Source organism: Bacteroides sp. BFG-637, assembly GCF_024793605.1.
GTDB classification, from domain to species: Bacteria; Bacteroidota; Bacteroidia; order Bacteroidales; family Bacteroidaceae; genus Bacteroides; species Bacteroides vicugnae.
The window spans coordinates 5282844-5305426 of record NZ_JANUPD010000002.1; the positions used below are offsets into that span (position 1 = coordinate 5282844).

General features: G+C 42.0%; 15 protein-coding genes and 1 pseudogene. 4 read left to right on the top strand and 12 right to left on the bottom strand.

Annotated features, from left to right (window positions below):
• Positions 1-77 precede the first annotated feature (77 nt).
• From NXX38_RS20760 to NXX38_RS20805, 10 genes are all read right to left on the bottom strand, one after another.
• Positions 78-668, bottom strand: coding sequence for a UpxY family transcription antiterminator (locus NXX38_RS20760; RefSeq protein ID WP_258980945.1), 591 nt, complete (start codon positions 666-668; stop codon positions 78-80).
• Between the two features lie 98 nt (positions 669-766).
• A complete protein-coding gene (locus NXX38_RS20765; protein WP_258980946.1) occupies positions 767-3772 on the bottom strand; it encodes a hypothetical protein in 3006 nt (1001 codons plus the stop codon).
• Positions 3773-3846: 74 nt separating this feature from the next.
• A complete protein-coding gene (locus tag NXX38_RS20770; protein WP_258980948.1) occupies positions 3847-4890 on the bottom strand; it encodes a hypothetical protein in 1044 nt (347 codons plus the stop codon).
• Entirely contained in the window at positions 4872-5021 is a 150-nt protein-coding gene (locus tag NXX38_RS20775; RefSeq protein ID WP_258980950.1) for a hypothetical protein, read from the bottom strand. Before NXX38_RS20775 ends, NXX38_RS20770 begins: the two co-directional genes overlap by 19 nt.
• 34 nt (positions 5022-5055) lie before the next feature.
• Positions 5056-6165: a FimB/Mfa2 family fimbrial subunit gene (locus NXX38_RS20780; protein WP_258980952.1), complete on the bottom strand. Its 1110-nt coding sequence runs from the start codon at positions 6163-6165 to the stop codon at positions 5056-5058.
• A 238-nt stretch (positions 6166-6403) separates the two neighbouring features.
• Positions 6404-8248 (bottom strand): Mfa1 family fimbria major subunit, encoded by a 1845-nt coding sequence (locus NXX38_RS20785; RefSeq protein WP_258980954.1) that lies wholly within the window; start codon positions 8246-8248, stop codon positions 6404-6406.
• A gap of 19 nt (positions 8249-8267) precedes the next feature.
• On the bottom strand, positions 8268-9701 hold the full coding sequence (locus tag NXX38_RS20790) for a M48 family metallopeptidase (protein ID WP_258980955.1): 1434 nt from the start codon (positions 9699-9701) through the stop codon (positions 8268-8270).
• Between the two features lie 12 nt (positions 9702-9713).
• Positions 9714-10298, bottom strand: coding sequence for a DUF3575 domain-containing protein (locus NXX38_RS20795; RefSeq protein WP_148367568.1), 585 nt, complete (start codon positions 10296-10298; stop codon positions 9714-9716).
• A gap of 419 nt (positions 10299-10717) precedes the next feature.
• Positions 10718-11923, bottom strand: a complete 1206-nt coding sequence (locus tag NXX38_RS20800; RefSeq protein WP_217722126.1) for a site-specific integrase — start codon at positions 11921-11923, stop codon at positions 10718-10720.
• Positions 11924-12044: 121 nt separating this feature from the next.
• Positions 12045-13553, bottom strand: a complete 1509-nt coding sequence (locus tag NXX38_RS20805) for a DUF3078 domain-containing protein (protein ID WP_148367457.1) — start codon at positions 13551-13553, stop codon at positions 12045-12047.
• Positions 13554-13741: 188 nt separating this feature from the next.
• Here NXX38_RS20805 and NXX38_RS20810 point away from each other — a divergent pair.
• The 4 genes and pseudogenes from NXX38_RS20810 (at position 13742) to NXX38_RS20825 (ending at position 20847) form a co-directional block, all read left to right on the top strand.
• A pseudogene (locus tag NXX38_RS20810) lies at positions 13742-15368 on the top strand (CTP synthase).
• Between the two features lie 58 nt (positions 15369-15426).
• On the top strand, positions 15427-17280 hold the full coding sequence (yidC, locus tag NXX38_RS20815; protein ID WP_148367462.1) for a membrane protein insertase YidC: 1854 nt from the start codon (positions 15427-15429) through the stop codon (positions 17278-17280).
• 84 nt (positions 17281-17364) lie between these two features.
• Positions 17365-18696 (top strand): multidrug efflux MATE transporter BexA, encoded by a 1332-nt coding sequence (gene bexA / locus NXX38_RS20820; RefSeq protein WP_258980959.1) that lies wholly within the window; start codon positions 17365-17367, stop codon positions 18694-18696.
• A 48-nt stretch (positions 18697-18744) separates the two neighbouring features.
• A complete protein-coding gene (locus NXX38_RS20825; RefSeq protein ID WP_148367466.1) occupies positions 18745-20847 on the top strand; it encodes a S9 family peptidase in 2103 nt (700 codons plus the stop codon).
• A 99-nt stretch (positions 20848-20946) separates the two neighbouring features.
• Here the strand turns inward: NXX38_RS20825 and NXX38_RS20830 are convergent, their stop codons facing one another.
• Together NXX38_RS20830 and NXX38_RS20835 are read right to left on the bottom strand one after the other, a co-directional pair.
• The gene (locus tag NXX38_RS20830; protein WP_029425934.1) at positions 20947-21453 is read right to left on the bottom strand and encodes a flavin reductase family protein; all 507 of its coding nucleotides are present in this window, start codon (positions 21451-21453) and stop codon (positions 20947-20949) included.
• Between the two features lie 24 nt (positions 21454-21477).
• Positions 21478-22476 carry an MBL fold metallo-hydrolase gene (locus tag NXX38_RS20835; RefSeq protein WP_148367468.1) on the bottom strand — a complete coding sequence of 333 codons (999 nt, stop codon included), beginning with the start codon at positions 22474-22476 and terminating at the stop codon, positions 21478-21480.
• Between the last annotated feature and the right edge of the window lie 107 nt (positions 22477-22583).

The following is a 22583-nucleotide window of genomic DNA, read 5'->3' on the forward strand; positions in this document are numbered from 1 at the left end:
GACTGCCTGCTATTTTACAGACTTTCATTACATTTTTGCAGTAAAATCCCCATACCCCTATAAAATAGATTGATTACTCAATCACGTAAATCCCCATTTTCAGATACCGGCTCTACACACCCAGCCGGTATATCTACACATGCACACCCTAACATTGTCAATCGAACAGCAACTTTCGATTTCCCATTCACATGTACTAATTCCCCTTCCAATCCTGCCAATGGTCCCTTGATTACCCGTATTTTCTCTCCCGGAGCCAATGGCGATGTACTCATGCTAATCGTCTCATCCGAGTAGTCGAGCATAAACTTAAATCGCAACATTTGTTGGTCAGGAATAACAGCCGGAGTACTCTCCCCACGTAATACCATATAACGGCTGATAGAAGATAAAGTCAGGACTTCTTTTTGTTCTTGCAGATCAACGTGAACAAAAATCATCATCGGAAGTAGTACCCGGTCGACAACTTTACGACGGTCGCTCCATTGATGGACTTCTTGTTGAATTGGAAGGAAATTTTCGATCCCCATTTTCGTAAGCCGCTCACTCGTTTTTTTCTCGTGACAGATGCGCACAATGGCCACTAACCAACGTTTTGAGCGCGCTACGCTGCTGCCAATCACATCTGTTGGCAGAGTTCTCTGATCGTCATTTTTCTTAATGATCATGTATTTTTACCCCTCATTTTTCCGTTACTTCTTTGGTAACGGATTGAATTCGGTGACAAAGATAGATAAAATTATAAATAATAAACAAGAAAAATGCTTTATTTTTCCACACAACGAACAAAACAGGCATCTTTACCACCACTTGTCCCCCAACTACCTATAGGATAAAAATCAAATGTAAAATAATTGAAATCCCATGCAACATTATCTTCCTCTACGTTATTTATTTTATTCTTTCCGATCTTATCATACCAGTATATTGCACCGGGACGCATATAGATGTCATAAAACAACGGACAGTCTTGAACGCCATGATGATAAAGCGCTGTACTATCTGTCGGGAAATATGTATTTCTGCTGGCAGCGTATCTCAAGATTCCCTTGTATTGATTTTCAGTTGATTCACCCCGGGAGTCTTTTCTATGACCATAACCGGAAGCACCTATCGGAAAGAAAAGATTTTTCCCTGTTTGTTCGTTATAAACAAAGCATCCTCTCATCCCACGTATTTTTGAAGTTGTGTAATCATAGCCATACGCATCATTAAGATCATCGGCCGCCTCTTCTGCCCCATCTCCATATAATACTCCATATCCCTGTTTAATATTATCGCTATCAAACAGCGCCTGATAGTCTGCAGCACCGGCAACTTTCCAACCAGTTTTGGGTTCTGTGAAATTGGCAGTCCCTGTTATATCACTCCATTTCTTCTTTTCACCACTTCCGGCTATGGTAAAAAGACCATCTGCAGGATAGGATTGATTGAAATCTTCCGGTTTGACATTAATCCAATATTCTTTTGGATTCTTATTGTCCAATGCATCAATAGGGTAATCCCAATTACCACGCCCAAACAGAGAGCCTTCGTCTAACGGAGACTCTGCTTCGTCCGTTTTTGTCCTCATATTCTTGGCATGCCATTTCGTTCCACCAGCTATCAAATCATCCGGACTATCACCTTGCCGTACAAAGATCAAATGATAGCAGGTATAGTTGTGATATTCAACCCTTATAATAGCATAACGGGAAGTATTAGCATCACATGTTCCATTGAAATTGACATTAAAATCAATCTCGGAACCTGTCTTCCCATATATGGTGTCTTTTATACATTCTGACATCTCTCCTCCTTTATCAAGGCTAATAACCCGCTCTGCACTTCCATCACTGTTACATGCCCTTACAATATATGCCTTCCAAGGACCTTCTGATGCAAACGTTTCAAATTTGGTTGCGTTTTCCTTAGGCAAGCGTTTCAGTACCACATGAAAGGGATCACTTTTTTCGCTACTGCGATAGATACCCTTGGGATTTACGATACGACGTACTTGATAAATGGCCACCATATTTTCAAACGTTTTTTCTATCCCTTTAAGCTTAGTCGTAATCTTAACTTCTGCGTTCCGAAGATATGCGACATAAGGATTATTACCAGTATAAGCTGTTTCTTTTATCAACTGTTTGGCGCGTGTATACATAGGAATAAAGATATTGTATGTATTCGCTTCCGTAGAATGTTTTTCCACACGGTAGGTATCTTTCGAATCGGATCCTGCTGTAGTGTGTACCCCTATACTCATGTCTGTGTATGTACGCTCACCTCTTTTAGGTGCTTGCTCATAATATGCTTTATTTGATTCTACATCTACCGAACTTGTCGTTTTGGAAATATACAGGTCTCTTGTCATATGCAATGACAGAAAGCCATTCCATTGATTACTATTTGCTATGTCCATTTGATGGTAATATACCGATTTGTCTGCATTGTACGGAGCCCAACGGTTATCCACAATTTCCGCCTTTATGTATTCAATTTCACGTCCGCCGGTATTCACCTTGATAGGATACATCATAGAGTGATTATACAAATATGAAATATAATATGGCTCCGGAGTTACTACACCCGGTTCCGGCTCTTCATACTCGATATGCCAGTCTACGTCATTGGCGAAATTTTTAAATTGCAACGTTAGTTTGTAATGACAGTTACGCTTGGCGTTGTAATCTTTGTAAATATCCTGTCCAAGCATAAAACGATATTTTATAGAACCGTTGCCAATCTTTTCGGAATTGATGGATATATAATAGGCATCTACCTCTATATATGTACCATATGGTTTGTTGTCTTTATGTATATAGCCGGGATCTTTCGGTAATCCCGGAGCGTCAAGCTCATGATTTCCATCAGCATCCTGCCGCTTATCTTTGCCTTCTCCCTGCAAGTTCTCATAAAAGTAAACGGCAACGGAGTCTTCGTGATGCGAGCCATAATACGGTTTTCCGCTTGTTATGCGCGGGCCATCATATTCATGGTCGAAATCTGTCGGTGGGTTACCTTTATAGTATTTTAATTCTTCACCATCTAGCAGCTCATCGCCTAGTTCGTATCCTTCAGCACCTACATTATTCTCCTTCCCCAAATAGCAATGTGACGGAATGTCCTTTATCTGCACCGACTTAAGATACACAAAGACACCTTCTTTCAGTTTACTGCCATCATAAGTGATTGTGAGCTTCGATGCAGCCCGACGCAACCATGAGTGCAGATATATATTAGGCTTGTTGATGGTGATAAATTCATTTTCCGACTGGTTTTTCTTGGTCGATGTGAAATATCCAAGCATCTGACTGTTCTTACCGACTTCAGCGGGATGATTATTCCAAGCAAGCGGTATACGCTTAAGCCCATCTTTGGTCTTGATATAATCAGAATATTCGGTAAGAAGATCGGGAATATTAGCAACGGCATAGATATAGTATCTGCCATAAGGTATTTCTCTCAACTTAAAAGTGGCACGCGGAGTCTGCGTCTCTGCTGATGCGTTATTGTCTGCGTCCGCATTCACACGTTGCTCATTTGTGATTTCGAAATCAAGAATCTGGCGACCCTCTGCAAGGTTGCCGTTTTCATCATATAGCAAGACATAAAGCGTCTCTATTGCCTTTATCGCATCTCCCGCCGCCCTTGTACCCTGTGTTAGTCCGGAAGCCATAGGACGGAAATCCACAGTGGCGGACACCGTACTCTTGCCTTCCCCGATAGGTTCCGGCCTTTCAAACCAATCATCTACACAGCTTGTAATACTGAAAATAAGTATGCACAAAAATATATATAATATATCGCGTCTCATCATCTTACTATATTATCATTCTTTCTTATTTGTTATTTTCACTGCATTTATAATCCAAAATCCGGATTAAGAAGAACCTCACTATAGGGCATTACATCCACTTTGATACCTTTCTCCCGAAAAGTGACGTCAACCAGTACATGAGTGTTGCGGAAAAGGGCTTTCAGGTTTGGAAAAGACTCGGTAAACAAGACTTCATTCTCTTCCGAAACTCCGGCTTCCTTTTCCGGGTTCTTCTCTGTCAAGTGAAGGGTCATTTTATAGGCTTGCTCTCCATAATCTTGTGTTTCTTCTTTTAATTTTTTGCTTTCCGGCAAATAAAACACGGGGAAAATCTCCTTACCGGGAGTAGGTGCTTCATTCACATGATATGTGAGTCCGGAAACAAGTGTCGGAAAACGAACAATGACTTCCTCGTGAGTTTGTCCGGAAGGAATATCATAATCTTGTATCCATCCTCTCCTGTCTGCCAAAGTCACATCATCCGGATGTTCTTGCGACTCATCCGCCACTTTCTTCAACCAGTCGATCCAAAAAAGCGGCTCGTCCTCAAAGAGCATCTCTTTATTCTTTTTATGAGGCATCAGATAGGTGCTCCTAACTATTCCGGAAATTGCAATTGCATCCACACTAATGTCATTCTCACGTTCGTTCGTAAAGCGGAAAGTGAACTTGGTAGCAGCACGGACTAAGTAGAACTGGCATTCTACCAGTCTCTCTTCTTTGAATTGAACCTCATACACCGAACTCATGGGAATGGGTTTCTTATAATCAGGAGTAAAAGAGCATTCGTCAACAATGCCACAGAAAGTATTATCACCTGCTGCTAATGTTTCCAATTTTCCGTGAAGTTCGGAAGATATACTCTCTTCATTCGCTATCAGATATATTTTCTTGGTTTCATTCCGCAACACCTCTAATACTCTGAAATATTCGGATTGAGGATTGTTGGCGAAATCAACATAGACATTGTGTTCCACACTGCCATCCGCATGGAGAACAACAATACGCAACGTGTACATATATTCGACAAAACTATCTGCTTTATCGACATCAAATGCACGTTTTTTGTCTAAAAGGGCAGTACGCAAAAGAGTGTAGCGGTGCGGTTGTCTGATTGTATTTCATCCATACAACCCTCCCCTTTGCCACACGCTGCCGACAATAAAGCCCAACTGACAAAGGCTGTCATCCATGCTATATGTCGCAATATTTTTTCCATACTTTTTTTCTTTTATTTTTCTTTCTGATATTGTTCAGTCTAGATCTACATTAGAACGTACGACTTTCCATGAAAGGACTTGTATCATCGTACTCACCCACTTGTTGTTTTCATTAAGGAAGAATGTCATGTTGTATTCATCCGCTCGATCAAGATACTCCTGATCGGACATCTTCTTGTTACATTCACCTTTCACCATCAAGGCATAGTCAATCACCGGAATAGAAACGATGAGTTTTCCTTCGATAGTGCGGATAATCAACATGGGGCGTGTATACAGACTCCAGTCTCTTGCTACCAGTCTACTTACTGTAAGTTCCGCTACGGCAGCTTTAACTGTTGATATGGCACGATTTCCAACTTCGGGCATTACGTCTACACCTGCTTTGGTAAGCACATCTACACCTGCATCAGCCGAATAAGTAGCCCAGGCACAGTATGTAATCGGTTCATCATCAATCAATGAGTTTTTATGCGACACCCAACCATTACAATCTTCAATGCTGAACACAAAGTCATCAGCGTTTATATCTTCTCCGGAAAGATGCTGAAGCACCACACGGAATACATTTGTATCTTTCGTCAATGACATGACATAAGTATATTCGCCCCCGTCATCATTCACAGGCAGACTGACATCAAGAACACCATGGAATAAGGGGTGTAAATCTTTTTTCGAACAAGCAATAGTTTTTTGCGTACCTGTCACCGCATCCGTCGCCACATCATATTGACGTTTCAACTTACAGTGCAAATCTTCCAAATGGCATCCATACGATGCGTCAGGCAAAGCGAAGGATTCTTCATTGTCAAGTCCGCACCATGCCACAAGGTGATAATCACCGGGAGCAAGGTCGAGAGGCATGACATAGTCTCCTGATGCAAGGACACTACCCTGTTCGGCGGACTGCCATACCAGCTCTCCATCGGAATTGAATGCGTAAAGTCTGACGGATTTCACTTCATGAGCAAAAGCGTCGGCAAACTTCAGATTCATGTCATAACGAAATTTCAGACGGTAACGTACGGAGCAGTCACCCTCATCATTATATATCATACCGTCACACGACATGAACAAAAAGGTACTCGCAACGACTGCCAATACTGTTATTCTCAAATGTTTGATATAAGACAGTGTGTTCATTATTTATCATTTCTTATTAATGATCATATATATAGTCTGTGGCAAAACCACAGTAGAAATTTCTGATTAAGTGGAAACCCGAAATCTTCTGCCAGGTTTCAAAGCGGCATCTCTCTTTGCGCCGATGCCGGAACGCATTCTTTATACTGAAAAAGATGGCGGGACGCTTCCCGACGGGAAATGTCCCGCCATCAGGATTACTTAATAATTGTTTTTATATTTTTATTTAGTATGAAAATCACCAACCCAAATCAATATTCTGTTTCACAACTCTCCATGAAAGGATATTGATTTGTGCGGCAAGATAAGTTTCATCGTCTTTCGGCTTCTGCGGAATGATTTCTTCATTAGGATTCAAAACTGGAGTTCCAAGACCAGCGACAGAGTTAATAGCAATATCATAAATGTGATTACGTACTACACCAAACTTACCTTTTGTCTCATCTGCATTTTCTTCGTGCTTAATATCGGTATAGTAATATGTTTGACCGGATGACCACACTCTTGCACCTACCGATTTGTCATTGGCAAGCATCTTGTTTACTTCAGTATGATCTGCATACGCACTTCCATCTGCCTTATAGAATGTTACATCTTTCGCCTTCTCTTCATTCAGTTGCAAATAGCTCAAATATCTTTTGCTATCTTCAAAGGTCATATCAGCTACACCTGCCTCTACTCCGGAAACAAATTTAACCATATCCTCTTTAATCGATACCAATTTCGCTTCTTCTCCTTCCCCTTCTTTTGTATAAATTTCATGATTTACAAAACCCAGCATTGCTTTCAACGCATTTTTTTCTGTATATTGAGTTCCACCAAATTCTGCCAAACTAAGAGGAGTAGCAATATTGTCACCATCTATCGTCACCAATACTGCTGCAACAATTGCTTGGGTACGATTGCTTAGACCATTTTCCGGATCAGCCGGATCATAAGATGCTCTCGTACCATCATTTTGATTAGCAGCATTTTCAAGACAGTATACATTTTCCCCATCATATGAAGTAGAGTTATTATTTACAACTCCCTGGGTACCAATTTTTTTAGATATTTTATTATAAGACAAGTAACTAAGTTTAGTATTTGCCGAATTCTGTGCCCAATAAGAACGGTAAAGAGACGGTCTGTTCCATGTCCAACCCAATTCCCAGTTAGAATCAACTTTTTTGAAGAGATATGTTTGGTCAATGGTACCCGTCACATCCCATCCATTAAAAATGGCATATACAACATCGTCGTTATCTCCAGTAGTCAAATACTCTCCACTGTCTTTTGCCTTTTTCAATGGAACAGCCGTACAAGTTTTATTGTTATATGTTACAGTTTTGGGGGAGATACCGTCACTCCATTCCGTGTACAATCTTGCTTTCGCATAAACACGTTCTACATAGATCTCTACCGGATCGGCAGTGGCAAGATCCGGGGCAGTTTTCAACTTGTCTGCTGAAACCGCAACTTCACAACAGAACTCTTTGGAACCAAATACGGAACTTGTCATCAGGAAAAAATTGTCTTTAGAATCTGTAGAAGTTGTATAACTTGTGGAACCTGACTCTGCAATGGTAGCACGAAGTGCAGTCAACGTTTTGTTATCATCGCCCCAGATAAATTCGTCACCTACTCCACCATTAAGTACGGCAACCATAGACTTAAGCCCATCTACATTATCATCCTGATCTGTTTCAATAACAAGTACAGCTTTCACCGTTTCTTCAATATTAGACATATTGCCTTCACTACTCCCCAGATCGTCACTACCATCAAGGGAATAATCGTAATAACTCTTTCCGTCGCGTCTTACCGGACAAGCAGAGCCATCAGCTTTAAAGAAATAAAATCGTATTGATTTCACAGCATTTTCATTTGCCAATCCTTCTTCAAACTCACCAGTCGGATCTTGTTGACCGGGATTCACTGTAGCACGTGTTCTGATAGCAGCCGGATTTGCAATTTGAACAGACAAGAAACGACTTTGACCATCAAATGCCTGACCGCCGTTTTCGGGCACAATTTCATCGCTGGAACAAGCACTAAATGCCATTACTCCAAGCAAGCCCCAAAATAAATTTGATAACTTCATAAAATTTAATGTTAATGGATTAATAATTTATTTTTTTTGCTTTCTCTATTTTATTTATCTCAATAAGAATTATCTCCGCTTCCTCTACTCCCATCGCCTTCGCATCATTCAGGAACCTTCGAGCATCATCATACTTCCCTACTCCAAAGGCATATACCCCACGAGCGTATACCGCCTGTGACGAATCTCCCGCTTTGGAAAGATAACGCTCTGCGCTTTCAAAATCCTTACGCTGCATAGCAGAGTTTGCAGCATTCAAATTGGCAATCTCATCATCGGGATACATTCTCACGGCCGTTTCAAACACCTCATTAAACTCTGCGCTTCCCGGTTCGTATGTCCGCGCCACGAGATAGAACTCATTAAGACTAAGTTTTTGCGGTTGTGTCCGCATAATACGTTTGATTTCTTCTACATCACTGAAGCTGCGGATAATGTAATCTATGCGATAGTCAGTGTGGCGTAAAGCCGGATAACAGTTTTGTAACAAGAAACGGTATTCTTCCGGATAAGTCCGCTTGATTTTTGCTTCCTTAGCATCCGGTTCCATGTCACTGTCAATCATTGCCAATATTTCCGTACGATGTGCAAGGTTCGTTTTCTCAACATACCGGCGCAATCCTCCCCAATCTTCCGGTTCATAGGCGGTAGTTATTACACTATCCCTGAAATGGTACAGTTGATTGATATAACTTTTCAATGCCGCTGTACGACCTATCGCCAAATCACGGTTATGGGAGTATGGACTTTCAGGTGAAGCGTAACCTTTAAGCCATACCGAAGTGATGGTTATATCTTTATCATTACGGACAGAGTCAATAGAAGCCTGAATTTTACCCAACTCGGAAGTATTCCGACGATATTCGGGATATATAACCGTCTTGTCGACCGGGAAATCGATAAAAGCCGAACCGGAAAGCGAACGACTTTTGACTGTTTCTGCCTGTGGGTATACATAGAGCAACTGTGGAGAAAGCGGTTCTATTTCGGCATATCCGCCCAACGGCTCGATACATTCCGCTAATAGTGTACTACAACATCCGTAATCACTACGATACAGTTCCAGTGCAGAACCGTTCATCCATTTATAATAAGGAATAATAGCATGATACGCCACATCTTCTGGTCTGGAATGTGCTTTGAATGTCATCTCTTTTTTGCCGGAGAGCATACTTTCACCATTACGCACATAATAATAATAACGACGACGCCCATAAACTCCTACCGAAGGAAGCTCCAACGTGTCCGTAGCGCACACAAAGCGAGGAGTGAGCAGCACTGCTCTATTGCTCTCCACATCAAGAGGAGACAGCCCCATATTCATATCGACTACTATATATTCACCGTTCCGTTCAATTTTAAGGTTATCTGTTGTCACTCCAATTGTTTGCTGGGCATTCAGCATACAGCCAGCTCCCAGCAATGCTGTTATAATAAAAATAGTTCGTTTCATAACTAAACGCTTTTAGAATAAATAAACTAAATTCACTGCCGCTTTAGTGAGACCAAAATAGTTATGCGGCTTGCTCTCCTCCACTTTCTTTCCACACCCGGCGCACCTGAAACGGTCATATCGGGTATAGGAATAACCGACACCTATTTCAGCCTCGATATTCCAATGACGCCCCAAGATCCAAGCATAACCATAAGCAACACCGCCGCCAACAAACCATCCTTGATAGCGGGTGTCCTTAAGAGTTGAAAAATCTGTGCCCAGTAATTTGAAATCAGTGTCAATACCACCTATATTATATTGTCCACCGTGGAGATGAGCTCCGACAAAATGACCTGCAAAGCGATCGCAAAACCAATAGCGTGCTTCAGGTTGTACCGCCCAGTGTTTCCACCGGCGATTATGCGATAAGGTCCATGCGTTGAAATCTCCGGAAATATCCAATGTCCACCGAGGTGCAAGTCCTACCTCGAAACCGGTATTTACATTCATGAAAACATCGGACAGGATATTGGTCTTTAGCGCCACTTTCTGCGCATTAATTGTATAAGCCACGCCATTCATGGCTACTATCAGAAAAAGAATCCTTAGTTTCATCATTTATGTGTGTTCCTATGCCAAATAATTGTTACTATTTCTCTTTAAGCATTACCCCAAACAAACAGCAATAAACAAATTAGCATTTACTGATATTCTAAAAATATATCTTGATCTTTATTTCCCCTGCAAATATGTTTATACCCCAATTCTATTTGCTTTATGGCTTAATCCAATACTTCTCTTATCAAGAAAAGTACCGACAACAATACTATCTGATACTGATACTTTTGGATTATATTAAAGTGCTGTTTCAATTAACATTTTACAAAAAATGCTAATATTTTTTGTTACAGAATAAAAAAAGTTGTTGGATATAATGCTGTATGGCCGTTTTTTTATAATTTTGCATCAAATTAATACTTTTCTTGATAAGAAAAGTACCGGCTCAATAATATACGCTCATTTCTTTTTTATCATTATAAGGAATTGATAATAAGATTATTAGCATTATCCACAGCTGAAGTATCCAATGATGCAAGATAAATTTTTGTAGTATTCTCCGAGTCGTGTCCCATAGCCTCGCTAATAACAGAAATAGAAATATTTTTGCTTCGGGCTATACTGGCCCAAGCATGGCGGGCAACGTATGTTGTCAGTGTCACATTCAAATTCAACAGTTCTCCAATCATTTTTAATTTCCTGTTTATCAAATGTGCCGCATTTATATATTGCCGCCTTTCATTTTTACCTATATCTTTTATTATCGGTAACAGATAAGGCGTATCTACCGTATTATACTTGTTAACGATTTCTTGCATAGGCTTTTCCCATTTGATAAAAAGCTGCTGATTCGTCTTGTGACGCCGATATGACAAGATGCCATTCTGAATATCTTTCTTTTTAAGGAATGCTATATCTATAAACGACATTCCACGAGTATAAAACGAAAACATAAAGATATCCCGAGCATACTCCATTGAAGATGAAAAACCCAGTTCCAGATCTCTTATCTGGCGAATAACTGTCATTGACACAGCACGCTTCATTGTCTTGTCAATCCCAGTATACACATGTTTGAACGGACTACGCTGTACCGTCAACCCCTTGTCAACAGCACGGTTATATATCGCACGCAAATTTCTCATATAATACGAAGAACTGTTGGGGCATACTCCAGTTGATTTTAAAAATGTTTCATACTCAACCATAAAAGCAGAATCCACTCCTTCAATAAGAATATCACCACGGCTTCCCATGAAACGTTCGAAACTATTTAAGGTTGCCCTATAGGTTTCAGCGGTACGTTCTTTACCTATTTGCTCCAACTGCACAATAAGATTCCGCCCAAATGACAGGAAACCGTCAACAAGAGGTACTTTATAGGCTTTCACTACATCGTCTGACGTAAAAGTATCCGCCGACCGCTCAAACCGTCGAATAATTTCTTTAAGCCGGGATTGATCTTCTAAAATGCATTTTCTTAATGTAACAAGATGACGTGCACGAACTTCGTTATCAGTGAAGGTAATAACCGAAGAAAACCGGTTATCCCATTCCGACGGGAAAATCTTGTAACACGTGCTTATCCGCTTCACGACTCTATTATGAGTCACTTGATAAAATAAAGTCCCCTCTTTTTTACAAACTGAAGAAGGACGAAATTTCACTTTTACTGTTGCCATATAAGTTATATTTTGAATTATAAATTAGTGATATAACAAATATATGGATCAAAAAAAGAGACTGAATAACATTTTATTGTTAAACAGCCTCTTTTATTTCTTTGGGGAAACTTTAAATTTCTTACCACTTATAATTAATACCGAAACTAAGCAATTCTTTCAACTGGAAGAAGCTGTCTCCTTCAGTCGGTTTCGAACTGTCGTCAAAACGGGTATGTATATAGAGCTTAGTAGAAAGATAACGGTTCAACACAAAATTGAATGTATTCTCCCACTCTATACGTGCCCAATGGTAGTTGGTCAGACAATTGAGACGGGATTCTAAAGTCACTGCAGAGATGATGGTCCAGTTGAATGTCGATTGCAGCTGGGAACCGAAGTCATTTTTAGAACATTTGCCTTTGTCCAAACCGAATTTTGTTTCATCCACTTCCGAGCTACCAATATAACGTAAATTATAAGTTAACGGTGCCATAAACACGGAAAGATTAAATTTCTTCTTAGTCAGTTTGTAGTCCATACCGACACTGACCGCCAAATCTGCCGGAGACATGAAAGCCGAAACCAATTCTTCACTATTAGCTTTATAACCATTAAAGAACTGCGTCTTGAACTCGGAAGAAATGGTATAATACCAGTTCTTGAAAGCTCTCAGACCTAATTTATTATACAAGCGAAATTGGTCGGTATTAAAAAGATATTTATGGTATTCATCTGACGGAGTGGAAGTCATACCGACTTTAGCTTCCAACTGGTTTTCAAACAGTACTTTTTCATTGTCATTATAGTTGGCAAAAACCTGAAAAGTCGCTAATCCGGAAAAGTTGCTTTCCCCTCCCTTATACCAGTTGTCCGACAGGTGGTTCTGACTGATCTGCAACGACCCGTTACCTCCCGTAACCCACCAGTTAGGTCGACTAATCTTCATATTGGCCTTTCCTACATTATCATCCATATTTTCCGGTTGAAACAGATGAACAACAGTTGCTTTCGGAGATATTTTCGGCTTCACATCGTGACGGAACACATCACGGCTCATGATGCGATCTTCTGTAGTTACAACCAAATCCGGATGTGCCAGATACAGATCCATCAACGCACTGTTCACTATTTTACCGGCACGCTGGGTTTTGGTAAATGCCAAGGTATCGTATGGCAGAAGTTCTGTTGTCAGTTGAGGAGTAGCATCCAATTGTATGGGTTTCCATTCCAATTTCGAATATTGCGCCATCGGGGCATAATAATACGCCACAGGTGTAAATAAGCGGAAATAATCGGGATCAGACGGAATATAACGTGGCGGAACGGACAAGTCGTTCAAATAATCTAATTGTGCAACATACTTATTATATAAATAAGAAACGGTATCCAGTTTCGGAGTCGGACCAGACAGATTAAGTTTTAGCATCAAATATTTCTGAAGTTCTGCAGAAAGGGTATCTGCCCTCACGACTCTGGCTTTTGCCACCACTGTTGAAGATTTAACCGTTTTGGCAGGTTTGATCGCTGCAGGAGCAGGCTGCAGAGAGTCAGTCGGAAGTGAAGCGGATTCGACAGGCTCCTGTGCAAAAAGCGATAACGATAAGATTGACAGGATAAACGCTGAACATAAAGTAGTAATTCTCATCATATTTGTCTATGGTTTAGGCTGCAAAGCTACATTATTTTGTTTAGAAATCATAGGATTCTTTCAAAATTGCATTTTTTAATAAAATTGTAGAGACGAAAGTCTGCAATCTTCCCCTTTTTTTTATAATTTTGCGCTTTTTAAGTTCGTAAGAATACTACTAAGTAACAATTATTAAAACAGTTATAGCTGTGGGAGAAACAAAGTATATTTTCGTCACCGGTGGTGTTGCCTCTTCTTTAGGAAAAGGGATCATCTCATCATCCATCGGTAAGTTGCTGCAAGCAAGAGGTTATAATGTAACCATCCAGAAGTTTGACCCGTATATTAACATCGACCCGGGAACATTAAATCCTTATGAGCACGGGGAGTGCTATGTAACCGTAGACGGACACGAAGCCGACCTCGACCTGGGACACTATGAGAGATTCCTGGGAATACAAACGACAAAGGCGAACAACATTACTACGGGACGTATCTACAAGAGCGTCATTGACAAGGAACGCCGTGGAGACTATCTGGGTAAAACCATCCAAGTGATTCCTCACATCACAGACGAGATCAAACGGAATGTTAAACTGCTTGGTAATAAATACAAGTTTGATTTTGTGATTACTGAAATCGGTGGTACGGTAGGTGACATCGAATCACTCCCCTACCTCGAAAGTATCCGTCAGTTGAAATGGGAACTCGGTAAGAACGCTCTTTGCGTACACTTGACTTATGTTCCTTATCTTGCTGCTGCCGGAGAATTGAAAACAAAACCGACGCAACATTCTGTAAAGGAACTCCAAAGTGTGGGTATTCAGCCGGATGTACTGGTTCTGCGTGCCGAGCATCCGCTAAGTGACGGATTGCGTAAGAAAGTGGCACAATTCTGTAATGTAGACGATAAGGCTGTTGTGCAGTCTATCGACGCGGAAACAATCTACGAAGTACCTATCCTGATGCAGGCACAAGGACTGGACAGCACTATCCTCGAAAAGATGGGACTGCCGGTAGGAGAAACTCCGGGACTCGGCCCATGGCGTAAGTTCCTGGAACGCCGTCACGCCGCAGAGACAAAAGATCCGATCAATATTGCACTGGTTGGAAAATATGACTTGCAGGATGCTTATAAGTCTATCCGTGAGGCTTTATCACAGGCAGGAACGTACAATGACCGCAAAGTGGAAGTTCATTTCGTAAACAGCGAGAAGTTGACAGACGAAAATGTATGTGAAGCTCTGAAAGGTATGGCGGGTGTAATGATTGGTCCGGGATTCGGTCAACGGGGTATCGACGGCAAGTTTGTCGCTATCAAATATACACGTACACATGACATCCCGACTTTCGGTATTTGTCTGGGTATGCAATGTATTGCTATCGAGTTTGCCCGCAACGTACTGGGATACGCTGATGCCAACTCACGTGAAATGGATGAAAAAACTCCGCATAACGTGATTGATATCATGGAAGAACAGAAGGCAATCACCAACATGGGTGGTACCATGCGTCTGGGTGCTTACGAATGTGTTTTGCAGAAAGGTTCTAAAGCATATCAGGCTTACGGACAGGAACATATTCAAGAACGTCACCGTCATCGCTATGAGTTCAACAATGATTATAAAGACCGATATGGAAGCTGCCGGCATGAAATGTGTAGGTATCAACCCGGAATCGGATCTGGTAGAAATTGTTGAAATCCCGGCTTTGAAATGGTTTGTCGGCACACAGTTCCATCCGGAATATGGTAGTACGGTACTGAACCCTCATCCGTTGTTCGTCGCCTTTGTGAAAGCTGCCATCGAAAACGAAAAAGCAACGGTGAACGGCTAACGATACGTGGTAAACAACCGGTAGTTTGTAATTTATATAATTTGTAATTAAAATAAGAATGGATAAAAACACCATCACAGGTCTCGTTCTGATAGGTATATTATTGGTAGGATTCAGTTTTTTGAGCCGTCCAAGCGAGGAACAGATAGCTGCACAAAAGAAATACTACGATTCTATTGCCGTGGTACAGCAGCAGGAGGAAGCGTTGAAGGCTAAAACGGAAGCTGCACTGGCTAACAGCCAAAAAGAGGTGGCAACGGCTGCCGATTCTTCTGCTTTGTTTTTCAATGCCTTGCATGGAACCGACTCTAAAATCAGCATCCGGAATAATGTAGCGGAAATCACTTTCACAACCAAAGGCGGACGTGTCTATTCAGCCATGCTGAAAGATTATATGGCACAGGACAAAAAGACGCCGGTCATGTTGTTCGACGGTGACGATGCTTCGATGAACTTCAACTTCTACAACAAAGCAGGAGCCATCCAGACCAAAGATTATTTCTTTGAAGCGGTGAACAAGACGGACAGTAGTGTTACAATGCGTCTGGCTGCGGATAGCGCAAGCTATATCGATTTCATCTATACACTGAAACCGGATAGCTACCTGATGAACTTTGAAATCAAAGCGACAGGCATGGAAGACAAGTTGGCAAGCACTAAGTATGTGGACATCGACTGGTCACAACGTGCCCGCCAACTGGAAAAAGGATTCACTTATGAGAATCGTCTGTCGGAACTGACTTATAAAGTAACAGGTGACAATGTAGACAACTTGTCTGCTGCCAAAGATGACAGTCAGGATTTGCCGGGACGCATTGATTGGGTAGCTTTCAAGAATCAGTTCTTCTCGTCTGTATTTATCGCTGAACAGGATTTCGACAAGGTTTCCGTTAAGTCAAAAATGGAACAACAGGGAAGCGGATATATCAAAGATTATTCTGCTGAAATGAATACTTTCTTTGATCCGTCAGGTAAGGAACCGACAGAGATGTATTTCTACTTCGGTCCGAACCACTTCAAGACGTTGAAAGCGTTGGATAAAGGCCGTGACGAGAAATGGGAGCTTCACCGACTCGTTTACTTGGGTTGGCCGTTGATTCGCTGGATTAACCAGTTTATCACGATCAACGTATTCGACTGGTTGTCCGGTTGGGGATTGAGCATGGGTATCGTTCTGTTGATTCTGACTATTATGGTAAAAGTGCTGGTTTATCCGGCTACCTGGAAAACATATATGTCTTCTGCCAAGATGCGTGTATTGAAACCGAAAATTGACGAAATCAACAAGAAATACCCGAAGCAGGAAGATGCAATGAAGAAACAGCAGGAGGTGATGGGCCTTTACAGCCAGTACGGGGTAAGCCCGATGGGCGGCTGTCTGCCGATGTTATTGCAGTTCCCTATCCTGATGGCTTTGTTTATGTTCGTGCCGAGTGCTATCGAGCTGCGTCAACAGAGCTTCTTGTGGGCGGACGACCTTTCTACTTATGATGCGTTCATCACGTTCCCGTTCCATATTCCGTTCCTGGGTAACCATCTTAGCTTGTTCTGCTTGCTGATGACGGTGACCAATATCCTGAACACAAAGTACACAATGTCTATGCAGGATACCGGAGCGCAGCCACAAATGGCAGCCATGAAATGGATGATGTATCTGATGCCGATTATGTTCTTGTTCGTCTTGAACGACTATCCGTCAGGTTTGAACTATTACTACTTCGTGTCAACGCTGATTAGTGTGGGGACTATGATTCTGCTTCGTAGAACGACTGACGAGGTCAAATTATTGTCTATTCTTGAAGCGAAAAAGAAAGACCCGAAACAAATGAAAAAGACCGGATTTGCTGCTCGCCTGGAGGCGATGCAAAAGCAACAAGAGCTATTGCAGCAGCAAAGACAGAATAAAAAATAAGGAGTAATTCCCGAAATCTATTCTAAGAAAGCCGGACACCCTATTTTGGTTGCCCGGCTTTCTTTCTCTAAAAAATAAAATAGGATGAAAACTAAATATTCGTATAAACAAATCTGGATGATTGCCTACCCTATCCTAATCAGCCTGATTATGGAGCAGATGATCGGTATGACGGACACAGCCTTTCTGGGACGTGTAGGTGAAATCGAGCTGGGTGCTTCTGCTATTGCAGGTGTATATTATCTTGCCATCTTTATGATGGCATTCGGTTTCAGCATCGGTGCACAGATATTAATAGCCCGTCGCAACGGAGAAGGAAACTACAAGGAAATCGGCCCGATTTTCTATCAGGGCGTTTATTTCCTGCTTGTAATGGCTGTGATCTTATTTACGCTCTCCATTGTATTCTCACCCCATATCCTCAAAAATATAATTTCGTCTCCTCATATTTATGATGCAGCCGAAAGTTATATTCAGTGGCGTGTGTATGGGTTCTTCTTCTCCTTTGTCATGGTGATGTTCCGCGCTTTCTTTGTAGGCACGACACAAACCAAAACATTGACGTTGAACTCGATTGTGATGGTACTTTCGAATGTGGTGTTCAACTATATCCTGATCTTCGGTAAATTCGGTTTCCCGCAACTGGGTATTGCCGGTGCTGCCATCGGTTCTTCACTGGCCGAAATGGTATCGGTGATTTTCTTCATTATCTATACGTGGAAACGGATTGACTGCAAGAAGTATGCATTGAATATACTGCCCAAATTCCAAGGGAAAACATTGAAACGAATACTGAACGTCTCCGTATGGACCATGATTCAGAACTTTGTTTCCTTATCTACCTGGTTTATGTTCTTTCTGTTCGTGGAACATTTGGGAGAACGTTCTCTGGCAATCGCCAACATTATCCGTAACGTGTCGGGTATCCCGTTCATGATTGCGATGGCATTTGCAGCTACTTGTGGCTCACTGGTAAGTAACCTGATCGGTGCAGGCGAACAGGATTGTGTACGGGGAACTATCAGGCAGCACATTCGGATCGGATATCTATTTGTATTGCCGATTCTGGTATTCTTCTGCCTGTTTCCGGATCTGATTCTGCGTATCTATACGGATATGCCGGATTTAAGGGCTGCATCCGTATCTTCACTATGGGTATTGTGTTCCGCTTACCTGGTGTTGGTGCCTGCCAATGTTTATTTCCAGTCGGTATCAGGTACGGGAAATACTCGAACAGCACTGGCTATGGAACTTTGTGTATTGGTTATTTATGTGGCATATTCTGCATATTTTATCCTGCACCTACGAATGGATATCGCATTTGCCTGGACGACGGAATGTGTGTACGGTACTTTTATACTGATATTCTGCTACTGGTACATGAAGAAAGGAAACTGGCAGAAAAAGAAGATTTAAATCCTTTTTTCACTATCTTCGCAAGAAAATAAACATTTTATAAAATATATGAGACAAGCTAATTTATTTATGATGTCGGCAGCAATGTTATTAGCTGCCTGCGGAGGAACCAAAGACGCAGGCAAGACAGATCAGGTGCTTATCGAGAAATCGGACATAAAGATCGAAGGGAAGCGCATGACTCCCGAAGCACTTTGGGATATGGGACGTATCGGCGGATTCGCCGTATCGCCCGACGGAAAGAAAATTGCGTATACGGTAGCGTATTACAGCGTACCGGAAAACAAGAGTAACCGCGAAGTTTTCGTGATGAACGCAGACGGAAGCGAAAACCAGCAAATCACTCGTACCCCGTATCAGGAAAATGAGGTGACTTGGATTAAGGGAGGCACCAAACTTGCATTCTTAAGCAATGACAACGGAAGCAGCCAGCTTTATGAAATGAATCCGGATGGTAGCGGACGCAAGCAGCTGACCAGCTACGACGGAGATATCGAAGGATATTCCATCTCACCGGATGGCAAAAAACTGCTATTTATTTCACAAGTAAAGACGAAAGAAAGCACCGCTGATAAGTATCCGGACCTGCCGAAAGCCACCGGTATCATCGTTACCGACCTGATGTACAAGCATTGGGATGAATGGGTGACGACCGCTCCGCATCCTTTCATTGCCGACTTTGATGGTAACGGTATTTCCAATATCGTGGATATCCTGAACGACGAACCGTATGAAAGTCCGATGAAGCCTTGGGGTGGCATCGAACAACTTGCCTGGAATACAACCTCGGACAAAGTGGCTTATACTTGCCGCAAAAAGACGGGCCTGGAATATGCGATTTCTACCAACTCGGATATTTATATATATGACCTGAACACCAAGAAAACGGAAAACATTACTGAAGAGAACAAAGGATATGATACCAATCCGCAATACTCACCGGACGGCAAGTATATTGCCTGGCAAAGCATGGAACGGGATGGATACGAAGCGGATCTGAACCGTCTGTTCATCATGAACCTGGAAACCGGCGAGAAGCGTTTTGTGAGCAAGGCATTCGAATCGAATGTAGATGCTTTTGTCTGGGGAGCAGATGCAAAAGTGATCTATTTCACAGGTGTATGGCATGGAGAGTCACAGATTTATGCGCTTGACCTGACAAATGATTCGGTAAAGGCTATTACTTCAGGAATGTACGATTACGAAGGGGTAGCTCTTTTCGGAGATAAGCTGATTGCGAAACGTCATTCAATGAGTATGGGTGATGAGATTTACTCTGTGGCACTGGATGGTTCTACCACTCAACTGACACAGGAGAATAAACAAATCTATGACCAGCTGGAAATGGGTAAAGTGGAAAGTCGCTGGATGAAAACAACAGATGGCAAACAGATGTTGACATGGGTGATTTATCCTCCACAGTTTGATCCGAACAAGAAATATCCGACTTTGCTGTTCTGTGAAGGAGGTCCGCAGAGTCCGGTAAGCCAGTTCTGGTCTTATCGCTGGAACTTCCAGATTATGGCAGCTAATGATTATATCATCGTCGCTCCGAACCGTCGCGGTTTGCCGGGATTCGGTGTGGAATGGAACGAACAGATCAGCGGCGATTACGGTGGCCAGTGTATGAAGGATTACTTCACTGCTATTGATGAAATGGCAAAAGAGCCGTATGTGGACAAAGATCGTCTGGGATGCGTAGGTGCCAGTTTCGGAGGATTCTCCGTATATTGGTTGGCCGGACATCACGACAAACGGTTCAAAGCGTTCATTGCTCATGATGGTATCTTCAACATGGAAATGCAGTATCTGGAAACTGAAGAAAAATGGTTCGCCAACTGGGATATGGGAGGCGCATACTGGGAAAAACAGAATCCGGTGGCACAGCGTACATTCGCCAACTCTCCTCACCTATTCGTAGAGAAATGGGATACTCCTATTCTCTGTATTCATGGAGAAAAAGACTACCGTATTCTGGCTAATCAGGCAATGGCTGCTTTTGATGCTGCCGTGATGCGTGGTGTTCCCGCAGAGTTGCTGATTTATCCGGATGAAAACCACTGGGTATTGAAGCCACAGAATGGAGTTTTATGGCAACGCACATTCTTTGAGTGGTTGGATAAATGGGTAAAGAAAGCGCCGTCCAAATAAAAACGGTACATATTCCTATAAAGTAAAAAGAAGGCTCTGTTCTCAATCTACTTGAGTTCAGAGCCTTCTCCATTACATTCAACCAAAATCCGCTAAATTTTACCTTGAGTAAATATTTTCAATTTCTACAATATACATCTTATGGAAACCTCCATGAGCACCACCATACCACTTTTCTATTGATTCTTTATCCAGAAAACATTCCGGTTTGATAGCGTCAGCATAAAGTTTCTTACATTCCAGGCTCAAACGTGCCTGTTCGAACAGGACATTACCTTTTTCTGTAAATACAGGTTTCAATCCGGTTTCTTTTACTTTATCTATATTACGTCCCGACTTGGAACCACAAACCGCATGAATCTTCTTATTTTCTTCTCCTAAGAAAGAAAGTGTCAGGTGATCGTTCTCCTCTACAAACTCGTATGTATACCGTTCAGGACGGATAAAAACGAAAGCAACCGGTTTATTCCACAACCAGCCGATGCCACCCCAACTTGCTGTCATGGTGTTAAACTTCTCTTTTGTTCCCGCCGTTACGAGCATCCACTCTTTTCCGATTGCTTCGAAAAAGTTTTCTTTCAGATCTTTTACTTCTAATTTCTTCATCTCTTTATTCGTATCTAAATATTCTTATTTCTGTTTCCTCAATTTCACGATCTCTCCCAAATAAGGAATTTCCACAGAGATCTTCCGTTTCTTTGCTTCTGTTGCAAAGACTTTCGGGGGATCATGCAAAGGCTCGTCAGACAAATCGAATGTGCCATAATGCATGGGGATAGTAAGTCCTGCATGCATTTCTTCGGCAGCAGTCAAAGACTCGTGAGGCGATATATGATTGGGACGCATAAACCAGCGAGGTTTATATGCCCCGATACCCAACAAAGCGTAATCCGGTGCTCCGAACAGATCGGGAATCTCACGAAAGTGGCTGGAATAACCAGTGTCACCACTATAATAAAGGGAGATTCCATCTCCTTGCAGCATGAAGGCTCCCCACAGTCGCTGGCCGCCATCGCGTACGGAACGTTTGCTCCAGTGTTGTGCCGGTAGAAAAGTAATCTTCAATCCCTCATCTTCCATTTGTTGATACCACCCGGCTTCAATCACCTTCATTTCAGGAAACCATCCCTGAATCAGTTCACCGGTTCCCAATCCACAAAAGAGTTTCATTTGCGGGTTATTCCTCAATAGGCGGGCTATACTCTGCTTGTCCAGATGATCGAAATGGTCATGGCTGACAAGTAGATAATCAATCCCTGTAAATATGTCAGGATTAGCGGGAAACTCGCTCTGCCTCTTCACAAAAGGAATACTTCCGAACACAGGATCGAACATGATTCGTTTACCTGCTAATTGCAGAAAGAAAGAATTATGTCCGAGCCATATCAGGGAATCTCCTACCACCGCATCCAATGAACGGAGATAACAAACTTTCGGATCCCATTTCACCGTTTTCTTCTCCTTGCGTTGGGGGTTGGGCGAAAGACGCCATTTCAGTACACTCCCCATCCCCGGACGGAAGCGATGCTGCCGATTAAAAAAACGCCCGCGCACCATCGGATTTCCTCTCCAATAAGGGTTGACTGTCGCTAAACGTTCGTTTCTCCTAAAACATATATGTTCACCCATTTTTATTTCCTGAATACGTATTTACAAACTTACTAATAATTTCTCGATTTACGATGAATTAGAGTAAACAAAAAATGTACCCCGGACACACTATCGGGGTACATTTA

Excerpts from the sequence above, each read along its gene's own strand:
- NXX38_RS20760 (WP_258980945.1), bottom strand. The coding sequence starts at position 668 with ATGATCATTAAGAAAAATGACGATCAGAGAACTCTGCCAACAGATGTG.
- NXX38_RS20775 (WP_258980950.1), bottom strand. The coding sequence starts at position 5,021 with ATGGAAAAAATATTGCGACATATAGCATGGATGACAGCCTTTGTCAGT.
- NXX38_RS20780 (WP_258980952.1), bottom strand. The coding sequence starts at position 6,165 with ATGAACACACTGTCTTATATCAAACATTTGAGAATAACAGTATTGGCA.
- NXX38_RS20785 (WP_258980954.1), bottom strand. The coding sequence starts at position 8,248 with ATGAAGTTATCAAATTTATTTTGGGGCTTGCTTGGAGTAATGGCATTT.
- NXX38_RS20790 (WP_258980955.1), bottom strand. The coding sequence starts at position 9,701 with ATGAAACGAACTATTTTTATTATAACAGCATTGCTGGGAGCTGGCTGT.
- NXX38_RS20795 (WP_148367568.1), bottom strand. The coding sequence starts at position 10,298 with ATGAAACTAAGGATTCTTTTTCTGATAGTAGCCATGAATGGCGTGGCT.
- NXX38_RS20800 (WP_217722126.1), bottom strand. The coding sequence starts at position 11,923 with ATGGCAACAGTAAAAGTGAAATTTCGTCCTTCTTCAGTTTGTAAAAAA.
- NXX38_RS20805 (WP_148367457.1), bottom strand. The coding sequence starts at position 13,553 with ATGATGAGAATTACTACTTTATGTTCAGCGTTTATCCTGTCAATCTTA.
- yidC (WP_148367462.1), top strand. The coding sequence starts at position 15,427 with ATGGATAAAAACACCATCACAGGTCTCGTTCTGATAGGTATATTATTG.
- bexA (WP_258980959.1), top strand. The coding sequence starts at position 17,365 with ATGAAAACTAAATATTCGTATAAACAAATCTGGATGATTGCCTACCCT.
- NXX38_RS20825 (WP_148367466.1), top strand. The coding sequence starts at position 18,745 with ATGAGACAAGCTAATTTATTTATGATGTCGGCAGCAATGTTATTAGCT.
- NXX38_RS20830 (WP_029425934.1), bottom strand. The coding sequence starts at position 21,453 with ATGAAGAAATTAGAAGTAAAAGATCTGAAAGAAAACTTTTTCGAAGCA.
- NXX38_RS20835 (WP_148367468.1), bottom strand. The coding sequence starts at position 22,476 with ATGGGTGAACATATATGTTTTAGGAGAAACGAACGTTTAGCGACAGTC.